Genomic DNA, 19,823 nt, shown 5'->3' with positions numbered 1-19,823 from the left:
TCAGTTCTCCTCGTTCGTCGTTCGTGGGTTCAGTTCTTCGATGTGCTGGGCGAGGAAGTTCCAGGTCTTCCAGAACTCCGCCAGCTCGTGGGTGCCCTGCGCGTTGAGCGTGTACACCTTGCGGGGCGGGCCCTTCTCGCTCGGCACCTTCTCGACGTCGACGAGCTTCTTCTGCTCGATGCGCACGAGCAGCGCGTAGACGGTGCCCTCGGCGATGTCGGTGAAGCCGTGCTCGCGCAGGCGCGCGGTGATGTCGTAACCGTAGGCCGGCTGCTCGGCGAGGAGCGCCAGGACGATGCCCTCCAGCGTTCCTTTGAGCATCTCGGTCATCTGCTTGCCCATCCGATGCTCCTCTCGTTTCGTATCCGGTACTCAGTGTTGCTGGGTACCGGTACAAAGTAACACTAGGTAGCGGTACTTAGCAACACCGAATACCGAGTGTTCTCGACACGGACGGATGCCGGGCACGGGTGGGAGTACCAGAGTGACTTCGCGCGCGGACAGGCCGAGGGTCTTGGTGCGTCGCGGTGGGGAGAGGGAGGATGGAGGGATGACGACTGCATCGGAAGAACTGCTCGCCCGCGTGATCGAGAGCGGGCACCTCGATGAGCCGACCGCCGAGGACGGCATCGTCAGGGGACGCGCGCACCTCGAAGCCGCAGGAGCCGACGTGACCGTGAGCATCGACCCCGAGCTCGACGACGACGAGGCCGAGGTCGACGCCGAGGAGCTGATCGAGAACGTGGCTCGCGTGCTCGGCGTGACAGAGAAGCGCTGGCGGGCGATCGTCGGCGAAGCCGCCGACGACATCGAGGATGCCGTGGGCGACGCCGAGGTCGGGGAGCAGCGCGATCTGCGCGACGAGTTGGAGGCCACCTCGGTCGTCGTGTTCGCGGACGCCGCGGTCGTCTCGCTCATCGCGCCGCGCCAGTTCCCCGACTCCCGCATCGTGATCCAGCTCGACTCCGACCTCGAGGTCGACAACATCGAGGTCGTCGAGGACTGACCCCGCGTCCGCGACGGGTGCGGCGCGGATCCCCACGACCGGTTCCTGAGCGAGCGCCCTTCGTCTCGTCGCTGCATGGTTCCTGAGCGAGCGCAGCGAGACGAAGGGCTCCTCGCTCAGGAACCGGGTGGGTGCGGATCCCCGTCACCGTTTCCTGAGCGAGCGAAGCGAGACGAAGGACGCCCCTGTGGACAACTCGGCCCTGAGCGCCCGACGGACGACTACGGTCGCTCCATGCCGTTCGTCTACATCCTCCGTTGCGCCGACGGAAGCTTCTACACGGGAAGCACTCTCGACCTCGAACGACGCCTCGCGCAGCACGAGTTCGGGGAAGGCGGTGACTACACGTGGCGACGCCGGCCGGTGCAGCTCGTCTGGAGTTCGCACTTCGACCGGGTCGACGAGGCGTTCGCCTGGGAACGCCGCATCCACGGCTGGTCCCGAGCGAAGAAACTGCTGCTCATCGAGGAGCGCTACTCCGAGCTTCCGGGCTGGAGCAGACGCCAACGCCGAACGGACAGATGACTGGCCCTTCGTCTCGCTGCGCTCGCTCAGGAACCGTTCCTGGGGGTCCGCGCTCGCTCAGGAACCGGCCCTTCGTCGCGCTCCGTTCGCGCCGGGGACCGGGGTCAGGGGCGGATGCGGAGGGCCTCGACCTGACCTTCGAGGGAGGGGAGCGTGCGGGAGCGCTCGGGGGCGGGACGGATGCCGAGGGCGCGGGCGAGCTCCACGGCGAGGGCCGCATGCCCGGTGGCGTTCGGGTGGAACGGATCGCCCATCAGCCCCCACGGGATGCCGCCGGCGCCGAGCTCGGTGAACCGAGCCAGCTGATCGACGAGGATCACGTCCTCGGTCGCGGCGACCTCGCGCACGGCATCCGCGAACTCCGCCAGCCGCGCCCGCTCGGGGGCGTTGGCGGCGTCGATCGGCGGCGGCGTCTGCAGCACCGGCACGGCACCGAGCGCGCGCACGCGGGAGACGAAGTCGCGCAGCGAGGCGGCGTACTCCTCGGGCGAGACCACCGGGCCGTCGGTGGAGAGGTCGTTCGTGCCGATCATCAGCGTCACGATGTCGGGCCGCCACGACGCCACGCGTCGATCGAAGTCGCCGAGGATGTCGACGATGCGGTGACCGCTGATCGCGGAGTTGACGACGATGTCGCGGGTGCGCTGGAGCTCGCCGCGGATCAGTTCGTGCAGGTGCTCGGCGTAGCTCCGCCGGCCTTCCGTGAAGACGAGGCCGTGGGTGATCGAGTCGCCGGTGAGCACCCAGTTCAGGGGCTCCGGGGCGGCGAGGGCCTCGGCGATGCGCTGACGGTCGGATGCTGCGGCGGGGGATGCGGTGTCGGACACGACTTCGACCCTATCGGCGCTTCAGTGCACCGGAAGACCGACGAGGTCGGCGCTCCTGCGCCACAGCGACTCGGCGAGCTCGGCATCCTCCGCCTGCGGGTTCACCTTCGACGACAGCGTCCGCTCGTCGTAGTAGGCGCCCGAGAACCACGTTTCGTCGGGAGTCCCCTCGATGAACCAGCGCAGGATGCCGCCGCCTTCCTCGGTGCTCGTCAGCAGGAAGCGCCCGAGGAAGCTGCGGTAGACGAGGCGCATGACGCTGGACGAGTCCGAGGCGAAGTTGGTGCGCACGGTGCCGGGATGGAAGGCGACGGCGCTGAGCCCGTCGGCGTGGAACTTCGTATGCAGGCTCTTGGCGAAGAGGATGTTCGCGAGTTTCGCGTCACCGTACGCCTTGTTGGCGCTGAACCGGCGGCGGTTGTCGAGGTCGTCCACGTCGATGCGGCCGAACAGCCGGTGGCCGACGCTCGACGTGTTGATGACGGCCGCGCCGGCATGCAGGAGCTGCGGCAGGAGCAGGTTCGTGAGCAGGAACGGCGCGAGGTGGTTGACCTGGATCGTCTTCTCGAAGCCGTCGACGGTCGGCGTCCGGTCGCCGAAGATGCCCCCGGCATTGTTCGCCAGCACGTCGATGCCGTCGTCGCCCACGGCATCCGCGATCTGTGCCGCCAGCGCGCGAACGTCGTCGAGCCGCGCGAAGTCGGCGGTGAAGTACTCGGCCCCGGCATCCGCCGCGACGGCGCGCGTCTTCTCGGGCGAGCGTCCCACCAGGACCAGGCGGTGTCCTGACGAGGCGAGCTGGCGGGCGGCGGCCGCGCCGATCCCGTCGGAGGCTCCGGTGAGCACGATCGTCTTGCGGGTCATGGGTCTCCGTCTCGGGATGCGGCGGGTCAGCCGGCGAACACGGCGACCGGGATGCCGCGCACCCCGGGCTCGACCGCATACACCGATCCGGCGTCCGTGCCGTGATCGTCGGGCAGGCCCTGCGCCGAGGTCGTGATGAACAGCGTGCCGAGGTCGTCGCCACCGAAGGTGCAGGCGCTGACCTGCTCGACCGGCAGCTCGATGCGCTCGATCAGCGAGCCGTCGGGGGCGTAGCCCTGCACGGCGCTGCCTCCCCACAGCGCCACCCACACGCTGCCGTCGGCGGCGACCGTGAGGCCGTCGGGAGAGCCCTGGTCGTCCGGGACCTGCACGAGCACGCGTCGGCCGCGCAGCTCGCCGTCGACCACGTCGAAGACGAAGACGCGCTGCGTGTCGGTGTCGTTGAAGTACGCGCGGTGTCCGTCCGGCGCGAAAGCGATGCCGTTCGACACGGTCGTCTTCGACAGCACCGTGGAGATCTCGAGCGAGGCGTCGAGGCGCAGCAGCGCACCGGCATCCGGCTCGGACTCGTACCCCATCGACCCCGTCAGCAGGCGTCCGCGCGGGTCGCAGCATCCGTCGTTCATGCGCGCGCCGCGGTCGTCGAGCAGATGCGCCGCCGCGCGGAAGTCCCCGTCGACGTCGTCGGCCAGGTACAGGGTGCGGGCGCCGACCGCGACGATCCCGCCGTTCGCCCGCGGCCGTGCGAACGCCAGGTACTCGTCGTCGATGTGCTGGCGCGTGACGCCGTCGTCGCGGAGCGCGAGCAGGTCGCCGGCGTCTCCGTCGGTCCAGCGGAGTCCACCCCAGCCCGGCCACCACACGGGGGTCTCGGCATGATGCGCGACGGGGCCGGTGACGTTCTCCGGAGTCATGCGTCCTCCCGGGGCTGACTATGGGCGGCGCCGGTGGGCGGGTCGGCGAGCGGAAGGGGCTCGGGCTGCGGCTCGGCCGGGGCGTCGGGCGACCCGGGAGCAGCGGATGCCGCGGGCGCCCCTGACGACGCCGTGGATGCCGTCGACGACGGGAGTTCGCGTGCCACCTGGTTCTCGAGCACCTGCACGGCCTCGTCCGACAGCAGGATCAGGCCGTCGAGCTCTTCGCGCACGCGCTTGTAGGCGATGTTCCGCTCGGCCTGGGTCGCCGACTCGTCGATCGCGACCTTCAGGAGCTGCTGGGCGCGGTCGAGGCGCTTGCGCTCGGGCTCGGTGAAGGTCGAGTCGCGCAGGCGCCGCGCATCCTTCTCGGCGATCTCGAAGGCCACCGCGTAGGCGCCGACCGCATCGAGGTACTCGGAGATCTGCTGCTCCGTGACCTTCGCCTCGGCCGACGCGGGGCGCAGGGCATCCGCCGTCCGCTTCGCACGCAGGAAGGCAGCCGTCAGCGGCTGACGGCCGTCGCTCATCGCGGGGAAGGCGATCAGCTTGGCGACGTCGAGCTCGTAGTCGAGCCAGCGCGCGGTGATCTCGTCGTGCTCCGCGAACAGGCGCGTGAGCAGGTCGTTCGGAACCGCGGATGCTGCGGGCGCGACCGCCGCGCCGCGCCGCTTGCCCTGCTGCGTCAGCGCCCGCGCCTCGATCTCGGCCGCCTTGAGCTGCGCCTTGACCTTGAGCGTCTCGAGCCGGCGCTCGTGACGGCGCCGCGCCGAGCGCTCCCAGGCCTTGGCCATGCCGCCGGCTGCTCCCATGAGGGGGAACACCAGCCACCAATAGCTGCCCAGCCAGGTCAAGAGGGGTTCCATGATGTGCTCAGCCTACTTCTCGCGGAGTCGCAGCGAGACGGCAGTATCGGGCGCTCGGGCGGGTCGGATCCTAGACTGTCCGTCATGACGGGTCGGGGGAGATACGCCAAGGGAGTCGCGAAGCGGGAGGAGATCCTGCAGGTCGCGCTCGAGGTGGTGGCAGAGTTCGGCTATCGCAAGGCGTCGAATCGCGAGATCGCCGAGCGCGTGGGTCTCACGCAGCCCGGGCTCACGCACTACTTCGGCTCGCGCGAGGAGCTTTACATCGAGGTGCTCCGCGCCCGCGACCAGCGCGACCTCGGCGAGTACTACGCCCCCGATCCGACGTTCGAGGGCTTCCTGCAGATCGTGTCGCACAACGTCTCGGTGCCCGGTCTCGTGCGGCTCTACGTGGAGTTCTCGGCGGAGGCGACGATCCCCGGTCACCCCGCGCGGGAGTACTTCACCGAGCGCTACGACTGGCTGCGACAGCTGCTCACCGGCATGATCACCCGCGCCCAGGAGTCGGGCGACCTCGGGCCCACGCTCGTTCCGACGATCGCTGTCGACATCATCATCGCCACCGCCGACGGTCTGCAGGTGCAATGGCTGCTCGACCCGGGCGTCGACATGGTCGAGCGTCTCTCGCGGCTGTGGGACGGCATCCGCCTGGCGTCGCGCCGCCCCTGACGCGGCGCGCCTAGCGGCCGAGCTTCTCCGCGCAGGTCACGCAGTACTCCGCGAAGGGCCGCACCTCGAGGCGGGCGGGCGGGATCGGGTTGCCGCAGTGCAGACAGACGCCGTAGGTGCCGGCATCCATCCGGGCGAGGGCGTCGTCGACCTGCTGCAGTTCGGATGCCGCGGCCTCGGCCAGCCCCGTCAGCCTCGACCACTCCGACGAGAGGGTGACTCCCTCGGGGTCGTGCTCGTCGTCGTCGTTCGAGCCCTCGCGATCGTGCGTGAGCTCGTCCAGCACGCTCGCCGTCGCCCGGACCCGTTCCTCCGCCTGCCGTCGCATCGCCTCGAGCAGCGCCCGCAGCCGACCCTCGTCCTCCCCCATGCCGCCACCCTACCCGCGCGCACTCGGTCGCGTGACTCTCCGGCCGAGGGGTCGAGACACGCACTGTCGCGGTGCCCGGACGCGGCGTGTCTTGACCCCTCACGTGCCGAGACGATCCGGGGTGTGCGTGACTCTCCTGCCGAGGGGTCGAGACACGCCTTATCCCGGTGCCCGGCCGCGGCGTGTCTTGACCCCTCACGTGCCGAGACGATCCCGCAACCGGGGGTGAGGCGGGCGGGTCAGTGCTCGCGGCGCTTGCGCTCGGCCCGGGTCCGCGGCGGCCGCTCGGCGCGCGCCTGCTTCCGCTCGGCGCGGGTGCGGGGCGTGCGCTCGGGCGCGAAGTCCGGCGCGGCGTCGGTGTGCACGGCGGGGTGGTCGCGTTCGAGCGCGGCGCCCTCCATGTCGACGTTCGGCATGATGCGGTCGAGCCACCGCGGCAGCCACCACGCGGACCGGCCGAGCAGGTGCATGAGCGCCGGCATCAGCAGCATCCGCACGACGAACGCGTCGAGCAACACGCCGAACGCCAGACCGAATCCGATGGACCGGATGATCGTCGACTCCGAGAAGACGAAGCCGCCGAACACCGAGACCATGATGAGCGCGGCGGCGATGACGACCGAGCGTCCGGCGCGGAAGCCCTGGGCTACGGCATCCCGCGCCTTGGCGCCGTGCACGAACGCCTCGCGCATGCCGGAGGCGAGGAACAGCTGATAGTCCATCGCGAGGCCGAACAGGATGCCGACGAGGATCACGGGCAGGAAGCTGAGGATCGGTCCGGTGCTGTGGAGTCCGATCAGATCGGCGCCCCATCCGAACTGGAACACCGAGACGATGAGTCCGTAGGTTGCGAACAGCGACAGCACGAACCCGCCGGTCGCGATGATCGGCACCAGCAGCGAACGGAACACGACGATCATGATCAGCAGCGACAAGCCGACGACGACCACGAGGTACAGCGGCAGCACGCCGGCGAGAGCCTCGGAGATGTCGATGTTGATCGCGGCCTGACCCGCGACGCCGAGCGTGATGCCGCCGGCGATCTCGGGCATCGAGCGGAGGTCCTGCACGAGGCGCTCGGTCGAGGTGCTGTTGGGTCCTTCGGCGGGCAGCACCTGGAACGCGAGCAGCGTGTTGTCGTCGGATGCCGCGATCGGGGCGACCGCGACCACGTCGTCCTGCTCGGCGATGGCCTCGGCCACGGTGACCTGGGTGGCGAGGAGGTCGTCGTCGCTGACCGCGTCGTCGAGGGTGGCGGTCACCAGGAGCGGTCCGTTCGATCCCTCGCCGAACTGCTCGTCGACCGTCTGGAACGCGCGGTAGCTGGTGGAGTCGGAGGGCTCGCTCGAGCCGTCGGGCAGGCCGAGGCGCATCGACATGGCGGGGATGGCGATGATCAGCAGTGCGATGATGCTGACGAGCGTGGTGACGATTGCACGCAGGGTGGACATGCGCTTCACGGGCTTGCCCGCGGCGTGCGGCTGGCCGATGGTCGCCCGGGCCTTGCGGCCGAGCAGTCGGGTGCCGACCAGTCCGAGGATCGCCGGAGCGAGCGTGATCGCGACCAGCACGGCGACGGCCACGCACACGGCGCCGACGGTTCCCATGAGTCCGAGGAAGGGGACGCCGGTGACGTTCAGGGCGAGCAGCGCGACGATGACGGTCGTGCCCGCGAAGACGACGGCGGTGCCCGAGGTGCCGGTGGCGAGCCCGATCGACTCGTTCACGGGCGACCCGGCCAGCAGCTGCTTGCGGTGCCGGTTCACGATGAAGAGCGAGTAGTCGATGCCGACGGCGAGTCCGAGCATCACGCCGAGCACGGGCGTGACGGAGGCCATGTCGACGACGCCCGAGAAGGCGAGGGATGCCGTGACGCCGACGCCCACGCCGACGACGGCGGTGATGATCGGGAGGGCGGCGCCGATGAGCGAGCCGAGCATGACGATCAGCACGACCGCGGCGAACGCGAGACCGATCGCCTCACCGACGCCGAAGATCTCGGGCACGCCCTGGGCGATGTCGGTGCCGAAGTCGACCTCGACCCCGTCGATCCGCTCGTCCTGGAAGTGGGCGATCGCGGCCTGCTTGACCTCTTCGGAGAGCTCGAGGCGCGGGTCGGTGAAGGAGATGTTGACGATCGCCGTCGAGCCGTCCTCCGACACGACGCCGATGCCGTCCGACAGGTCGAGCAGACGCGCGCCCAGGTCGGCCTGCTCCTCGCCCTCCTCGAGCTCGGCGCGGGAGTCGTCGAGCGTCTTCTGCTGCGCGTCGAGTTCGGCGACCTGGGCGTCCAGCGCCTCCTGCTGGGCCTCGATCGCGGCGATCTGCGCCGCGGGAGCACCGGCGGCCTCGGCCTGCGCGCGGGCCGCGGCGAGCTGCTCGATGCCGGATTCGAGCTGCGTGCGGCCCTCGTCGAGCTGGGTCTGCCCGGCCTCCAGCTGCGTGCGCCCCTGCTCGAGCTGGGTGTTGCCGTCGGCGAGCTGCTGGGCCTGATCGGCCAGCTGCTGCTGGGTTTCGAAGGGGTCGACGACCGACGCGACGCCGTCGAGGTCTTCGGCGCTCGCGGCGAGCTCCGAGATCTGCTGCTTCTGCTCGTCGGTGAAGGGTTCGCCGTCCTCCGTCTGGTAGACGACCGTGCCGGTGCCTCCCGCGGTGTCGGGGAGCTTCTCGGCGAGCTCGTCGGTGACCTCACCCGACGCCGTGCCGGGGATGTCGAAGCTGTTGCTCAAGGTGCCGCCGAGCGTGAGGAACGCGCCGACGCCGATGCCGAGGATGACGATCCAGGAGATGATCACCGTCCACGCCTTGCGCGCAGCGAGGGAACCCAGACGGTAGAGCAACGAAGCCAATGCGATCTCCTTCAGACGAGTCAGAGCATACGGGACGTCTCGTCTAGAGTCTGTGGCTATCCTGAATGGATGGTGAACGAGCATCGGAGCGGACCCGTGCGCAGCACGGCCGCGCGCGAGGCGATCCTCGACGCCACCGCCCGCCTGTTCCACAACCAGGGATACGACCGGCTCACGATCGAGGGCATCGCGAAGGAAGCCGGCGTCGGCAAGCAGACCATCTACCGGTGGTGGCCCTCGCGCGGCGCGCTGATCGGCGAATGCCTCGCCGAGGGGCGGCTCATCCCGGTGGACTTCGTCGTTCCCGACACCGGAGACCTCGCCGCCGACGTCGAGACCTGGCTCCGGAGCGTGCTGTCGATCCTCGAGGCGCCCGAGGGCGGACTGCTGCTGCGGTCGCTCGTCGCCGCCGCGACCGAGGACGCCGGCGTCGGCGCCCACCTCGGCGAGAGCCTCGGCGTGGAGAAGTACCTGTCTTCGCGCCTCCGCGCCGGCATCGCAGCGGGCCAGCTGCCCGAGGACGCTCCGGTCGAACAGCTCGGCCGCGCCATCCTCGGCGCCATCATCGTCGAATCCCTCGGTCGCGGCGTCGGCGACACCGAGGGCATCGTCCGTCTCGCCCGCTTCCTCTTCTCCCGCCCCGGTTCCTGACCGCGCACCCGGTTCCTGAGCGCCCGGTTCCTGAGCGAGGAGCGCAGCGACGAGACGAAGGGCGCTCGCTCAGGAACCGGAGTGAAGCGACGAGACGAAGGGCGCTTGCTCAGGAACCGGGGTGGGGTCGCACGCTCGGGGCCGGGGATCAGCCGAAGATCAGCGTCAGCACGGTCGCCCCGCCGCCGCCGAGGATCAGCGCGACGATGACCGTCCACGACACGATGCGGATGCGGCGGTTGCGGCGCTCGCCGAGATCGCCGTAGTCCTCGCTGAGGCCGTCACCGCTCATCAGACGACCGGCTCGGTGACGGTGGGACCGAAGTACGAGGGGAGGGTGGCCTGCGACCGCTCGCGCAGCTCGGCCGCCGTGACGGTGAAGACGTCCTGCACCTCGAGCTGCGGTTCGCTGTCGGTCACGCCGATCCGCAGGACGGGGTAGCCGCGGCCCTCGCAGAGTCCGCGGAACTTCACGTCGTCCTCGCGGGGAACGGTGACGATGACGCGCCCGGTCGACTCGGAGAACAGGGCGGATGCCGCGTCCACGCCGTCGCGCTCCATGATCTCGGTCAGCCACACGCGGGCTCCGACGCCGAAGCGCATGACGCCCTCGGCGAGGGCCTGGGCGAGACCGCCCTCGGAGAGGTCGTGCGCCGACGAGATCAGCCACTCGTCGCGGGCGGCCGCGAGCAGCCCGGCGAGGCGCTTCTCACCCGCGAGGTCGACCTTCGGGGGCACGCCGCCGAGGTGCTGGTGCACGACGTCGGCCCAGGCCGAGCCCGAGAGCTCGGTCGAGGTCGTGCCGAGCAGGTAGATGTTCTGACCGATGTCCTGCCAGCCGGAGGGGATGCGGCGGGAGACGTCGTCGATGATGCCGAGCACGCCCACGAGCGGGGTGGGGTGGATCGGCACGTCGCCGGTCTGGTTGTAGAACGAGACGTTGCCGCCGGTGACCGGGGTGCCGAGTTCGAAGCATCCGTCGGCGAGACCGTCGACCGTCTGCCCGAACTGCCACATGACCTCCGGGTTCTCGGGAGAGCCGAAGTTGAGGCAGTCGGTGATCGCCGTGGGCACCGCGCCGGTGACGGCGACGTTGCGGTACGCCTCGGCCAGCGCGAGCTGCGCGCCCGCGTAGGGGTCGAGCTGGCAGTAGCGGCCGTTGGCGTCGGTCGCGATCGAGAAGCCGAGACCCGACTCCTCATCGACCCGGATCATGCCGGCGTCGTCGGGGAAGCTGAGGGCCGTGTTGCCGAGCACGTAGTAGTCGTACTGGTTGGTGATCCACGACGTGTCGGCCAGGTTCGGGGAGGCGACCAGCGACAGGAACTGCGCGCGCAGCGTCTCGGCGTCATCGCTGCGGGGCAGCAGCTCGGCGGCATCCGCCTGCAGTGCGTCGATCCACGTCGGGTACGCGACCGGACGGTCGTAGACCGGGCCGTCGACCGCGACGGTCGAGGGGTCGACGTCGACGATGCGCTCGCCCTGCCAGTCGATGACGAGGCGTCCGTCGCCGGTGACCTCGCCGAGCACGGAGGTCTCGACCTCCCACTTGTTCACGACCGCGAGGAACGCGTCGAGCTTCTCGGGCGCGACGATCGCCATCATGCGCTCCTGCGACTCCGACATGAGAATCTCCTCGGCCGTGAGCGAGGGGTCGCGCAGCAGGACGTTGTCGAGAGAGACGTGCATGCCGCTGTTGCCGTTGGCGGCGAGCTCGCTGGTGGCGCACGAGATGCCCGCGGCACCGAGATCCTGAATGGCCTCGACGAGCTCTTCGCGGTAGAGCTCCAGGCAGCACTCGATGAGCACCTTCTCGGCGAACGGGTCGCCGACCTGCACCGCGGGGCGCTTGGTCGGGCCGCCGTCGGCGAACGTGTCGGACGCCAGGATGCTGGCACCGCCGATGCCGTCTCCGCCGGTGCGAGCGCCGAACAGCACGACCTTGTTCCCGACGCCGGTCGCGTTCGCGAGCTTGAGGTCCTCGTGACGCAGCACGCCCACCGCGAGCGCGTTCACGAGCGGGTTCGCCTGGTAGACGGAGTCGAACACCGTCTCGCCGCCGATATTCGGCAGGCCCAGGCAGTTGCCGTAGAAGCTGATGCCGCTCGTCACGCCGTGCACGACGCGGGCGGTGTCGGGGTGGTCGATCGCGCCGAAGCGCAGGGCGTCCATGACCGCGACCGGGCGGGCTCCCATCGAGATGATGTCGCGCACGATGCCGCCGACACCCGTCGCCGCGCCCTGGAAGGGCTCGATGAACGACGGGTGGTTGTGGGACTCGGCCTTGAAGGTGACGGCCCAGCCCTCGCCGACGTCGATGACGCCCGCGTTCTGGCCCATGCCCACCATGAGGCGTTCCTTCATCTCGTCGGAGACCTTCTGGCCGAAGCGGCGCAGGTAGTTCTTGCTGCTCTTGTACGAGCAGTGCTCCGACCACATCACCGAGTACATCGCCAGCTCGCCCGAGGTGGGGCGGCGGCCGAGGATTTCGCGGATCTTCGCGTACTCGTCGTCCTTCAGGCCGAGCGCCGCATACGGCTGCTCCTTCTCGGGCGTCGCGATCGCGTTCGAGACGGAGTCGGGGACGTGCTTGCGGGCGGGTGCAGGGGCGGTGGTCACGCACACTCCAAAGGAAGGGGCCGGCGGGCGCTCTCAGTCTACCGGCGCGGCGTCGGCCGGTCGGCCCCGCCTCGCCTCTTCCTCACGCACCGCCGAAGACGGGGACGGGACGAGGGCGGAGGGGAGTCAGGGGCGCGTGCGGTCGACGAGGCGCCAGGTGCCGGGGAGCAGGGCCGACATCGCGACGATCTTCACGGCATCCCCGATCAGGAAGGGGACGACGCCCAGGCCGATCGCGGTCACGAGGTCGACGCCGAGGAACACCGCGAGCCACGGCACGCCGCAGGCATAGATCGCGAGGGATCCGAGCGCTGCGAGACCGAGCGTCGTCAGCACCGAGCGGTCGGCGCGATGCCGGGCGAGCGAGCCGACGATGAGCGCGGCGACGACGTACCCGATGATGTAGCCGAACGACGAGAACGCCCAGCCGGCGTTGCCGTGCGCGAACAGCGGCACACCCACGAGGCCGAGGGCGAGGTAGAGGAACGCGCTGGCACCGCCGCGGACCGGCCCGAGAGCGGCGCCGGTCAGCAGCACCGCGAACGTGGCGAGCGAGATCGGCACGGGCGTGAACGGCAGCGGAACAGTGAGGTAGCCGGCGACCGTGATGAACGCCGTGCCCGCGAGCGTGAGGGCGACATCGCGCACGCGCGCGCCCGGGACGAGGTCGGCGAGAACCGGGGCGGGATGCGACGAGATGGCGGATGCGGACATGGGAAGACTCCTCCTGAACACTGTTCACCTGAACACTGTTCGGTACAGTAGCAGGATGCGTGCAGCATCCGACGACCCGTCCGTCCCTCGACGCAGCAAGACCGACGTCGTCGATGCGGCGATGACCGTGCTCGCCGAGAACGGTCTGCCCGGACTGTCGATGCGGCGGATCGCCGACGTCCTCGACGTGCAGGTCAGCGCGCTGTACTGGCACTTCCCGAACAAGCAGGCGCTGCTCGCCGCGGTCAGCGCGCGCATCGTCGGGCAGGGGTCGGACGCCGGAGAGATCGCGGAGGCGGCGACGGCGCTGCGCGACCGGCTGCTCGCCCACCGCGACGGCGCCGAGGTCGTGTCGAGCTCGCTCGCGCTCGGGCTGCTCGACCTTCCCGCGCGGGCACGGCTCGTCGAGGGCGCGCTCGTCGCCGGACTCACGGATGCCGCGGCCCACGTCGCCGCCGACACCCTCGTGCATTACGTGATCGGGTTCACCTTCCACGAGCAGCAGCGGATGCACGCGGCCGTGGTCGGAGCGGCGAATGCGGCGGTCGACCTGTCGCCCGAGCGGATCTCGGATCCCGGCGACGACTTCGCCGCCGGCCTCGCCCTCATCGTCTCCGGCATCCGCGCCGCCGCCCGCACCGGTTCCTGAGCGCCCTTCGTCTCGCTCCGCTCGCTCAGGGACCGGGGTGTCGCGTGCCACCGGTTCCTGGACGCCCTTCGTCTCGCTCCGCTCGCTCAGGGACCGAACCGCGGCACCGGTTCCTGAGCGAGGAGCGCAGCGACGAGACGAAGGACGCCCGATCCGGCACGCCCTTCGTCTCGCTTCGCTCGCTCAGACCGGGGCCTACAGCTCCGCGAGGTGACGCCGGCGACGCGCGACGGCGAAGACGCCTCCCGCACCCAGCAGGACCAGCGCGAGGAGGGCCGCGAGGGCCGGGAACTCACTGCCCGTGTCGCTTAAAGTCCCCTCGGCGCCGGGGTCGGCGGCGGCTCCGCTGCTCGTGTCCGAGTCGCCGCCCGAGACGGCGGCGGCACGGACCGGACCGGTCGAGGCGCTCGTCACGGAGGCGTCGCGGTACCCCGCGAGCGATGCCGTGACGGTGACCGAGATGCGCGAGCCGACGGCGCCCGCCGGGATCACGAACTGGTTCGAGGTGTCGGCGGCGGCTGCGGCGAACAGCACCGGCTCGGTGCTGGCGCCCTGGATGGCGGACGGGTCCACGGGAACCCCGTCGATCGCCCACTCGTAGGCGAACGTCGTGCCCTCGGGCCAGCCGGCCGCGGAGGCGGTCAGGGTCTGACCCACGACGGGCTCCCCGGCGATGGTGGGGGCCGGCGTCGTCGGGAAGTCCTGCAGCACGTCGACGGCGACCGTGCAGGTCGCGCACGACGAGCCGAGGCTCCGCGACGCGGCGGTGGTCGTGATCGTCCCGCTCACGGCGTCGTCGTCGAGGGTCGCCGTGATGGTCAGCTGCGAGGTCGCGCCGACGGCGGTGGCCGGAACGTCCCACGTGACGATCGAGCCGTTCTCCGTCACGTTCGCGGCCGAGAACGTCACCGATCCGTTCGCCAGGACGCCGGTGAGGTCGAGGTCGACGTCCGTCGCAGCGAGCGGCACCCGTCCGGTGTTCGCCACGCTCACCGTGTAGGTGACGGTGTCGCCCGGGCTCACCGGCGCCGCGGCATCCGACGTCACGGTGATCGACGACTTGTCGGGCCAGGCGGGCTTGCCGGGCTCGAGGATCCAGTCCGACCAGAACGCGTCGAGGTCGCGACCCGAGAGCTGCGTGGCGAGCGCCTTGAGCTGGGCGCCCGTACGGCTCTGTCCGGCGTTGTCGATCTGCCACTTCTCGATCAGCTCGAAGAAGGCGGTGTCGCCGATCGCGACGCGGAGCGCGGCCCAGAACTGGGCGCTGCGCGTGTAGGTCTGATAGCCGTAGAGCGATGCGGGGGCGGTCTGCGCACCCGGGGGGATGGTCCAGCTGGGGCTCGTGGACACCCTGCTGTTCCACTGCTGGAAGTAGGTCTGCTCGGACGACGCGGCGGTGGTGCCGAAGCCTTCGGCGGAGTTGTAGTAGGTGGGGGCCCAGGTGGCCATGCCCTCGCCCATCCAGATGTCGGTCCACGTGGTCGGGGCGACGTTGTTGCCGTACCACTGGTGCACGAGCTCGTGGATGAGCGTGTCGCCGGTGACCGACCGGACCGAGGGGAAGAACGAGCGGTCCTGGGTCTCGAGCGCGTAGTTGATGTCCTCCGGCACGGTCTTCACGATCACGCCGGTGCTGTTGCCCGGGTACGGGCCGAACATCTTCTCGAGGTTCTGCGTGATCGGCTCCAGCTGCGCGATGCGGTTGCGTACGGTCGTCTTCTCGGACTCGGGCAGCCCGACGTCGATGAATGAGAGGGACGGGATCCGGCGTCCGTCGCTCAGGGTGACGACGCCGTCGACCGTCTCGTAGCGGCCGATGCCGATGACCACGAGCTCCGAGGCCATCTGCTTCTGCTGGCGCCAGGTCCACGTCGTGCGGTCGCCGCCGGCGTTCGGCGTCTTCGCGACGAGCTCGCCGTTGCTGGCGACCGCCCCGGGAGCCGAGACGCCGTTGACGTCGGCGAGAACGGTGGGAGCATCCACCGTGATCGTGTACGTCGCCTTGTCGGTCGGCGTGTTGTTGTGCGGGAACGCGGTCATCATGCCGATGGGCTGGCCCAGCAGCATCGCCCCGTCGTTCGTGCCGCTCCAGCCTTCCTGGCTGCCGTCGGCGTCGGTGTGGAACACCGGGGCGCCGCTGTAGGTCACGGTGACCGTGAAGTCGCCGACCACCGGCACGGACGGAGCGACGATGAGCTTGTACTTGATCGCCGCCGCATCGATGTCGCGCGTCCAGGCGGCCGGTTGTCCGTTGACGGACACGCTCTCGATCGTGAGGCCCTCGAAGTCGAGCGAGAACGAGCTGAGGGCGACGGGAGCGTGCGCGGTCATGGTGGTGGTCGCCCGCTGGAACTCGCCCGTGATGACATCGGTCGGGCCGGTGCCGGTCGATCCCGTCGGGCTCCACTCGATGTCGATGTCGTACTCGAGGGCGTCGTAGCCGCCGTTGCCGACGTTCGGGAACATGGCGTCGCCCGACGTCTGCGGACCGTCGATCGGGTCGTCGGCGGCGGATGCCGGGACGGCGGTGGCGAGCAGGGAGCCGGCGAGCAGCGCGGCGACCGTGGAGGTCGCGAGCAGTCGCCGACGCAGGGGGGAGGGGCGTCGGGTCATGGGTACTTTCGGGTAGCAGGAGCGGTGGCGACCGGTCACGTCGTCGTGGTGCTGGCGTGGGCTCGTGGCCGTGGTTGCGGAGGGATGCTCCGCAACCTAGGGAAGTCCTATGTCCGAAATATATCGGTGATGTGTCCGGGGTGTTGCCGCGCCGCGGTCGCATGTCGAGCGGGTGCCGGACGACGGATGCCGCGGCGCCGATAACCGTCCGCCGCGCAGCAGGCAAGGGGCTGTCTTCACGAGGCGGCCCGGCCTAGAAAGGAGGGCGAGCGAAGGAGACGACATGGGCGCTGGAGACATCGAGACGTTCGAACGCAACGGCATCTGGTTCAACCGCATCGAGGGCGAGACTGCGGTGATCGGGTCGGGCTACAACACGCAGGAAGATGCCGTCGTCGCCGGTCGCGGAGCCGCAGTCGCCCGTCAGGTCGCGCACACCGTCCGCGAGGAGGAGGGGCCGTCCGACGACGTCGGCCCCCACGACCGTCACCCCCGAGACAAGATCGGCGGTTCGGCCGCGGACTAGCCGCCCCGGCATCCGACGGTCGACGTCAGGCGCGGGACCAGCCCGACCAGTCCGGACGGTCGACCACGCAGAAGCGGTTGCCCTCGGGGTCTTCCATGATGATGTAATCCGCGTCGGCGGGGAGCTTGTCCCAGTGCACCTCCCGCGCTCCGAGCTCGGTGAGGCGTCGCACTTCGGCGGCCTGGTCCTCGGCGTAGATGTCGAGGTGGATGCGCGGAGGCAGCACACGCTCCGACCGGTGCGCGTCGAGCGCGATGCACGGGGTGTCGGCGTCGCGCGGCTTCAGCACGACCCAGTCGTCGACCGCCGGATCGCGTTCGACGTAGTCGAGCGCCGCCTTCCAGAAGCGGGCCTGTGCGGCGAGGTCGTTCACGCGGATCACGATCGACACGATCTTCAGCATGCGGTCATGCTGGCCCCGCGCGGCCGCAGGGGTCAAGACCCGCCGTGCCGGTGCCGCTCCCGCCGCCTGCGCCTGACGTGAAAGGTCAAGACACGCCTTGTCGGATGCTGTCGACGCGGCGTGTCTTGACCCCCCGGCCCGGTTCGGGCCCGCGAGAGGGTGTCAGAGCGGGGCATCCGCTCCCCGGCATCCGCTCCTGGAGCTCAAAAACGCACGTCCCCGGGGCTGGCAACGTGCGTTTCTGATCTTCCAGCGAAAGGGCAGCGGAAGGAATGGGGCGGGCTACTGCACGGACCACCCGCCGTCGGAGGCGAGGATCGCGCCGTTGATGTTCACGCCGTCGTCCGACAGCAGGAACGTGATCGACGCGGCGAGCTGCTCGGCGGTCGCGACAGTCGGGATCGCCTGCTGGAACGGGGCGAGGCGGGCCGATCCGCGCTCCGACATGTTCGGGGGCATCGGGATGCCGGTGGCCACCCCGCCCGGAGCGACGGAGTTCACGCGGATGCCCTTCGGCCCGTACATGAACGCCGCCGACTTGGTGACGCCGATGATGCCGTGCTTGCTGGCCGTGTAGGCGTTGCCCGAGGCGTTGCCGCGCAGACCCGCCTCGCTCGAGACGTTCAGGATCGAGCCGCGGCCGGCCTGCTCCATGATCGGCAGCACCGCGCGCATGAGCTTGAAGGGCGCGGTGAGGTTGATGGCGATGACGCGGTCCCACACGGCATCCGTCGTCTCGCCCGCGGGGGAGAAGTCGTCGTTGATGCCGGCGACGTTCGCGAGTCCGTCGATGCGGTCGCCCGCGGCCGCGATGACCGCGTCGATCGCCTCCTGCTTCGTGAGGTCTCCGGCGACCGTGACGATGTCGGCATCCGGGAGCTCGGTCTTGAGGGCGTCGAGCTTCTCGGCGGCGATGTCGCTCGCGATCACGCGGCCGCCCTCGCGGGCGATGCGCACCGCGGTGGCCTTGCCGATGCCGGAGGCGGCGCCCGTGACGATCACGGTCTTGCCGGCGAAGCGCGCGCCGCTCGCGACGTCGGCGGCGGCATCCTCGGCGGGGAGCTCGCCGCCGTTCGCCGCGCGCACGAGGTCGTCGACGACCGACTGCGGCATCGCGCCCTGGCTCATCACCACGAGCTGCTGCAGCGGCAGGCCCAGCACCGGGGTGAGGAGGGCGGGGTCGGCGCCGGTCTGCTCGAACAGGCCGCGGATGAGCGGTCCGCCGGTCGGGTCGTCGAGCCATTCGCCGATGGTGGAGTGGGCGGTCAGGGCCATGGTGGTCTCCTTCTCCTGTGTCGCGCGCCGACGATCGAGTTTCGCAACGGTGCGTCTACTTATCTTCCAGTGTACGCGCGAGTAGCCTCGAACGGTGCCCCGTCCGCGCAGTGAGAAAGCCCGCCAGTCCGTGTTGGACGCGATGCGCGCCGCCCTGTCGTCCGGCGGGTTCGACGCCGTCACGATCGAAGGACTCGCGGATGCCGCCGGCGTCTCGAAGCAGACGATCTACCGGTGGTGGCCGTCGAAGGCCGCGATCCTCGGCGAGGCCCTGCTCGAGGGGTCGGTGCCCGGCGCCGACGTCGTCGTGCCGTACACAGCAGAGCTCGCCGGCGACCTGCGGGCCTGGTTCTCGGCCATGTCGACCTCGCTCTCGGACGGCGAGGGCGTCGCGATCGCCCGCGCCCTGATCGTGGTGACCGCGACCGATCCGTCGCTCGGTGCTTCGTTAAACGAGCGGTTGGCGGCGCCGATCCGCGAATGGGTGGAGGGGCGCCTCGCGCTCGCCGTCTCGGCAGGGCAGGTCAGGGCGGATGCCGATGTGGGGGTGATTGCGGATCAGTTCGTCGCCATGGCGAGCTACGCCGCCCTGCTCGGCCGCCCGCTCTCGGACGAGCGCGTCGAGGCGACGGTCGACGTGCTGCTCCGGGGGATCGGACACCCCGGGATGCCCGGTTCCTGAGCGAGGAGCGCAGCGACGAGACGAAGGGTCTTGACCCACCACTTGCAAAATGCAAGTATGGCCCGCATGAGCCTCTTCATCACCTGCCCCGTCGCCGACGTCGAGCGCGCGACCGCCTTCTACACCGCCCTCGGATGGACCCTCAACGAGGACATGTCCGACCACAACGTGTCGTGCTTCGCGATCGCGCCCGAGCAGTACGTCATGCTCGGCAGTCGCGAGATGTACGCGAGCGTCGGCGGCACCGATGACCTGATCGGTGGCCCCGACACCCCGTCGAAGGTCACGGTCTCGTTCGACCTCGGCAGCCGCGAGGCGGTCGACGAACTCGTCGAGCGTGCCGGTGCCGCGGGTGGAAGGATCGGCGACACCGACGACTACCCGTTCATGTATCAGCGCCAGTTCGACGATCCGGACGGCTACCACTACTCCCCGTTCTGGATGAAGCCGGACTCCGCCGACCAGTCCGCGTGAGCGACCTCGCCACAGCCCTCGAGGTCGTGGGAGGGCGGTGGGCGCTGCTCATCGTGGAGCAGCTGCTCGAGGGACCCCAACGATACGGCGACCTGCAGCGCGAGCTCGGCGCGCCGACGAACATGCTCGCGACCCGCCTGCGCGAACTCGAGGCGGCCGGCGTGCTGACGCGGCTGCCGCTCAAACACAACACCCGGGCATACGCCTTGACCGAGCGGGGCTTCGCCCTCCGCGACGCGATCGAGGCGCTCTCCCGCTGGGCCGCCCCCGGGCCGCGAGCTTCGGTGCACGACGACACGGCCACCCACGGTTCCTGAGCGAGGAGCGCAGCGACGAGACGAAGGGCCCCACCCCTGCGCGCAGCAT

The 19,823-nt window shown here is 70.2% G+C and carries 22 protein-coding genes; 9 read left to right on the top strand and 13 right to left on the bottom strand.

Translation table 11 applies throughout. From position 1 onward, the window contains the following. Complete coding sequence (locus tag AB3M82_RS07005; protein WP_412956603.1) at nt 1–342, bottom strand: PadR family transcriptional regulator; 342 nt, start codon at nt 340–342, stop codon at nt 1–3. A gap of 208 nt (nt 343–550) precedes the next feature. On the opposite strand from AB3M82_RS07005, the gene AB3M82_RS07000 reads away from it, so the two are divergent. Further along, nucleotides 551–1,006, top strand: coding sequence for a cytochrome C5 (locus tag AB3M82_RS07000; RefSeq protein WP_412956600.1), 456 nt, complete (start codon nt 551–553; stop codon nt 1,004–1,006). A gap of 234 nt (nt 1,007–1,240) precedes the next feature. Beyond that, nucleotides 1,241–1,531 carry a GIY-YIG nuclease family protein gene (locus AB3M82_RS06995; RefSeq protein WP_412956598.1) on the top strand — a complete coding sequence of 97 codons (291 nt, stop codon included), beginning with the start codon at nt 1,241–1,243 and terminating at the stop codon, nt 1,529–1,531. Nucleotides 1,532–1,635: 104 nt separating this feature from the next. Here AB3M82_RS06995 and AB3M82_RS06990 read toward each other — a convergent pair whose 3' ends face one another. From AB3M82_RS06990 to AB3M82_RS06975, 4 genes are read right to left on the bottom strand one after another with little or no spacing between them, the layout of a single operon-like run. Further along, a complete protein-coding gene (locus AB3M82_RS06990) occupies nt 1,636–2,358 on the bottom strand; it encodes an SGNH/GDSL hydrolase family protein (RefSeq protein WP_412956596.1) in 723 nt (240 codons plus the stop codon). Nucleotides 2,359–2,379: 21 nt separating this feature from the next. Then, nucleotides 2,380–3,222 carry an SDR family NAD(P)-dependent oxidoreductase gene (locus AB3M82_RS06985; RefSeq protein ID WP_412956595.1) on the bottom strand — a complete coding sequence of 281 codons (843 nt, stop codon included), beginning with the start codon at nt 3,220–3,222 and terminating at the stop codon, nt 2,380–2,382. A 26-nt stretch (nt 3,223–3,248) separates the two neighbouring features. After that, complete coding sequence (locus AB3M82_RS06980; RefSeq protein ID WP_412956594.1) at nt 3,249–4,097, bottom strand: SMP-30/gluconolactonase/LRE family protein; 849 nt, start codon at nt 4,095–4,097, stop codon at nt 3,249–3,251. Continuing rightward, nucleotides 4,094–4,963 (bottom strand): hypothetical protein, encoded by an 870-nt coding sequence (locus AB3M82_RS06975; protein WP_412956593.1) that lies wholly within the window; start codon nt 4,961–4,963, stop codon nt 4,094–4,096. The genes AB3M82_RS06980 and AB3M82_RS06975 overlap by 4 nt, the downstream gene beginning before the upstream one ends. Nucleotides 4,964–5,047: 84 nt before the next feature. Here AB3M82_RS06975 and AB3M82_RS06970 point away from each other — a divergent pair, with 84 nt between their 5' ends. Then, nucleotides 5,048–5,632: a TetR/AcrR family transcriptional regulator gene (locus tag AB3M82_RS06970; RefSeq protein WP_412956590.1), complete on the top strand. Its 585-nt coding sequence runs from the start codon at nt 5,048–5,050 to the stop codon at nt 5,630–5,632. 10 nt (nt 5,633–5,642) lie between these two features. On the opposite strand, the gene AB3M82_RS06965 is transcribed toward AB3M82_RS06970, so the two are convergent. After that, nucleotides 5,643–6,002, bottom strand: coding sequence for a TraR/DksA family transcriptional regulator (locus tag AB3M82_RS06965; protein WP_412956588.1), 360 nt, complete (start codon nt 6,000–6,002; stop codon nt 5,643–5,645). Between the two features lie 239 nt (nt 6,003–6,241). Next, on the bottom strand, nt 6,242–8,851 hold the full coding sequence (locus AB3M82_RS06960; RefSeq protein ID WP_412956586.1) for an MMPL family transporter: 2,610 nt from the start codon (nt 8,849–8,851) through the stop codon (nt 6,242–6,244). Between the two features lie 69 nt (nt 8,852–8,920). Here AB3M82_RS06960 and AB3M82_RS06955 point away from each other — a divergent pair, with 69 nt between their 5' ends. Further along, nucleotides 8,921–9,502: a TetR/AcrR family transcriptional regulator gene (locus AB3M82_RS06955; protein WP_412956583.1), complete on the top strand. Its 582-nt coding sequence runs from the start codon at nt 8,921–8,923 to the stop codon at nt 9,500–9,502. A 148-nt stretch (nt 9,503–9,650) separates the two neighbouring features. Here the strand turns inward: AB3M82_RS06955 and AB3M82_RS06950 are convergent, their stop codons facing one another. From AB3M82_RS06950 to AB3M82_RS06940, 3 genes are all read right to left on the bottom strand, one after another. Next, entirely contained in the window at nt 9,651–9,794 is a 144-nt protein-coding gene (locus AB3M82_RS06950; RefSeq protein WP_412956581.1) for a hypothetical protein, read from the bottom strand. After that, nucleotides 9,794–12,121 (bottom strand): phosphoribosylformylglycinamidine synthase subunit PurL, encoded by a 2,328-nt coding sequence (gene purL, locus AB3M82_RS06945; protein ID WP_412956580.1) that lies wholly within the window; start codon nt 12,119–12,121, stop codon nt 9,794–9,796. Before purL ends, AB3M82_RS06950 begins: the two co-directional genes overlap by 1 nt. Before the next feature lie 126 nt (nt 12,122–12,247). Beyond that, nucleotides 12,248–12,835 carry a biotin transporter BioY gene (locus tag AB3M82_RS06940; protein ID WP_412956578.1) on the bottom strand — a complete coding sequence of 196 codons (588 nt, stop codon included), beginning with the start codon at nt 12,833–12,835 and terminating at the stop codon, nt 12,248–12,250. Nucleotides 12,836–12,890: 55 nt separating this feature from the next. Here AB3M82_RS06940 and AB3M82_RS06935 point away from each other — a divergent pair, with 55 nt between their 5' ends. Further along, on the top strand, nt 12,891–13,484 hold the full coding sequence (locus AB3M82_RS06935; RefSeq protein ID WP_412956577.1) for a TetR family transcriptional regulator: 594 nt from the start codon (nt 12,891–12,893) through the stop codon (nt 13,482–13,484). A 195-nt stretch (nt 13,485–13,679) separates the two neighbouring features. On the opposite strand, the gene AB3M82_RS06930 is transcribed toward AB3M82_RS06935, so the two are convergent. Then, on the bottom strand, nt 13,680–16,097 hold the full coding sequence (locus tag AB3M82_RS06930) for a M1 family metallopeptidase (protein ID WP_412956576.1): 2,418 nt from the start codon (nt 16,095–16,097) through the stop codon (nt 13,680–13,682). Nucleotides 16,098–16,380: 283 nt separating this feature from the next. Here AB3M82_RS06930 and AB3M82_RS06925 point away from each other — a divergent pair, with 283 nt between their 5' ends. After that, nucleotides 16,381–16,623 carry a hypothetical protein gene (locus AB3M82_RS06925; RefSeq protein ID WP_412956574.1) on the top strand — a complete coding sequence of 81 codons (243 nt, stop codon included), beginning with the start codon at nt 16,381–16,383 and terminating at the stop codon, nt 16,621–16,623. A gap of 25 nt (nt 16,624–16,648) precedes the next feature. Here AB3M82_RS06925 and AB3M82_RS06920 read toward each other — a convergent pair whose 3' ends face one another. Beyond that, nucleotides 16,649–17,026 carry a VOC family protein gene (locus AB3M82_RS06920; RefSeq protein WP_412956573.1) on the bottom strand — a complete coding sequence of 126 codons (378 nt, stop codon included), beginning with the start codon at nt 17,024–17,026 and terminating at the stop codon, nt 16,649–16,651. Between the two features lie 282 nt (nt 17,027–17,308). Then, nucleotides 17,309–18,301, bottom strand: a complete 993-nt coding sequence (locus AB3M82_RS06915; protein ID WP_412956571.1) for an SDR family NAD(P)-dependent oxidoreductase — start codon at nt 18,299–18,301, stop codon at nt 17,309–17,311. A 94-nt stretch (nt 18,302–18,395) separates the two neighbouring features. Between AB3M82_RS06915 and AB3M82_RS06910 the strand changes: the two genes are divergently transcribed. The 3 genes from AB3M82_RS06910 to AB3M82_RS06900 all read left to right on the top strand — a co-directional run bounded on the left by AB3M82_RS06910 (nt 18,396) and on the right by AB3M82_RS06900 (nt 19,774). Next, nucleotides 18,396–18,983 carry a TetR/AcrR family transcriptional regulator gene (locus AB3M82_RS06910; protein WP_412956569.1) on the top strand — a complete coding sequence of 196 codons (588 nt, stop codon included), beginning with the start codon at nt 18,396–18,398 and terminating at the stop codon, nt 18,981–18,983. Between the two features lie 66 nt (nt 18,984–19,049). Next, nucleotides 19,050–19,457, top strand: coding sequence for a VOC family protein (locus AB3M82_RS06905; protein WP_412956568.1), 408 nt, complete (start codon nt 19,050–19,052; stop codon nt 19,455–19,457). After that, complete coding sequence (locus tag AB3M82_RS06900) at nt 19,454–19,774, top strand: winged helix-turn-helix transcriptional regulator (RefSeq protein WP_412956566.1); 321 nt, start codon at nt 19,454–19,456, stop codon at nt 19,772–19,774. Before AB3M82_RS06905 ends, AB3M82_RS06900 begins: the two co-directional genes overlap by 4 nt. Nucleotides 19,775–19,823: the final 49 nt, after the last annotated feature.

The organism is Microbacterium californiense, assembly GCF_047246625.1.
GTDB lineage: Bacteria > Actinomycetota > Actinomycetes > Actinomycetales > Microbacteriaceae > Microbacterium.
Note: the sequence above shows the minus strand (reverse complement) of the source record. Positions and strands in the feature narration are given on the sequence as shown.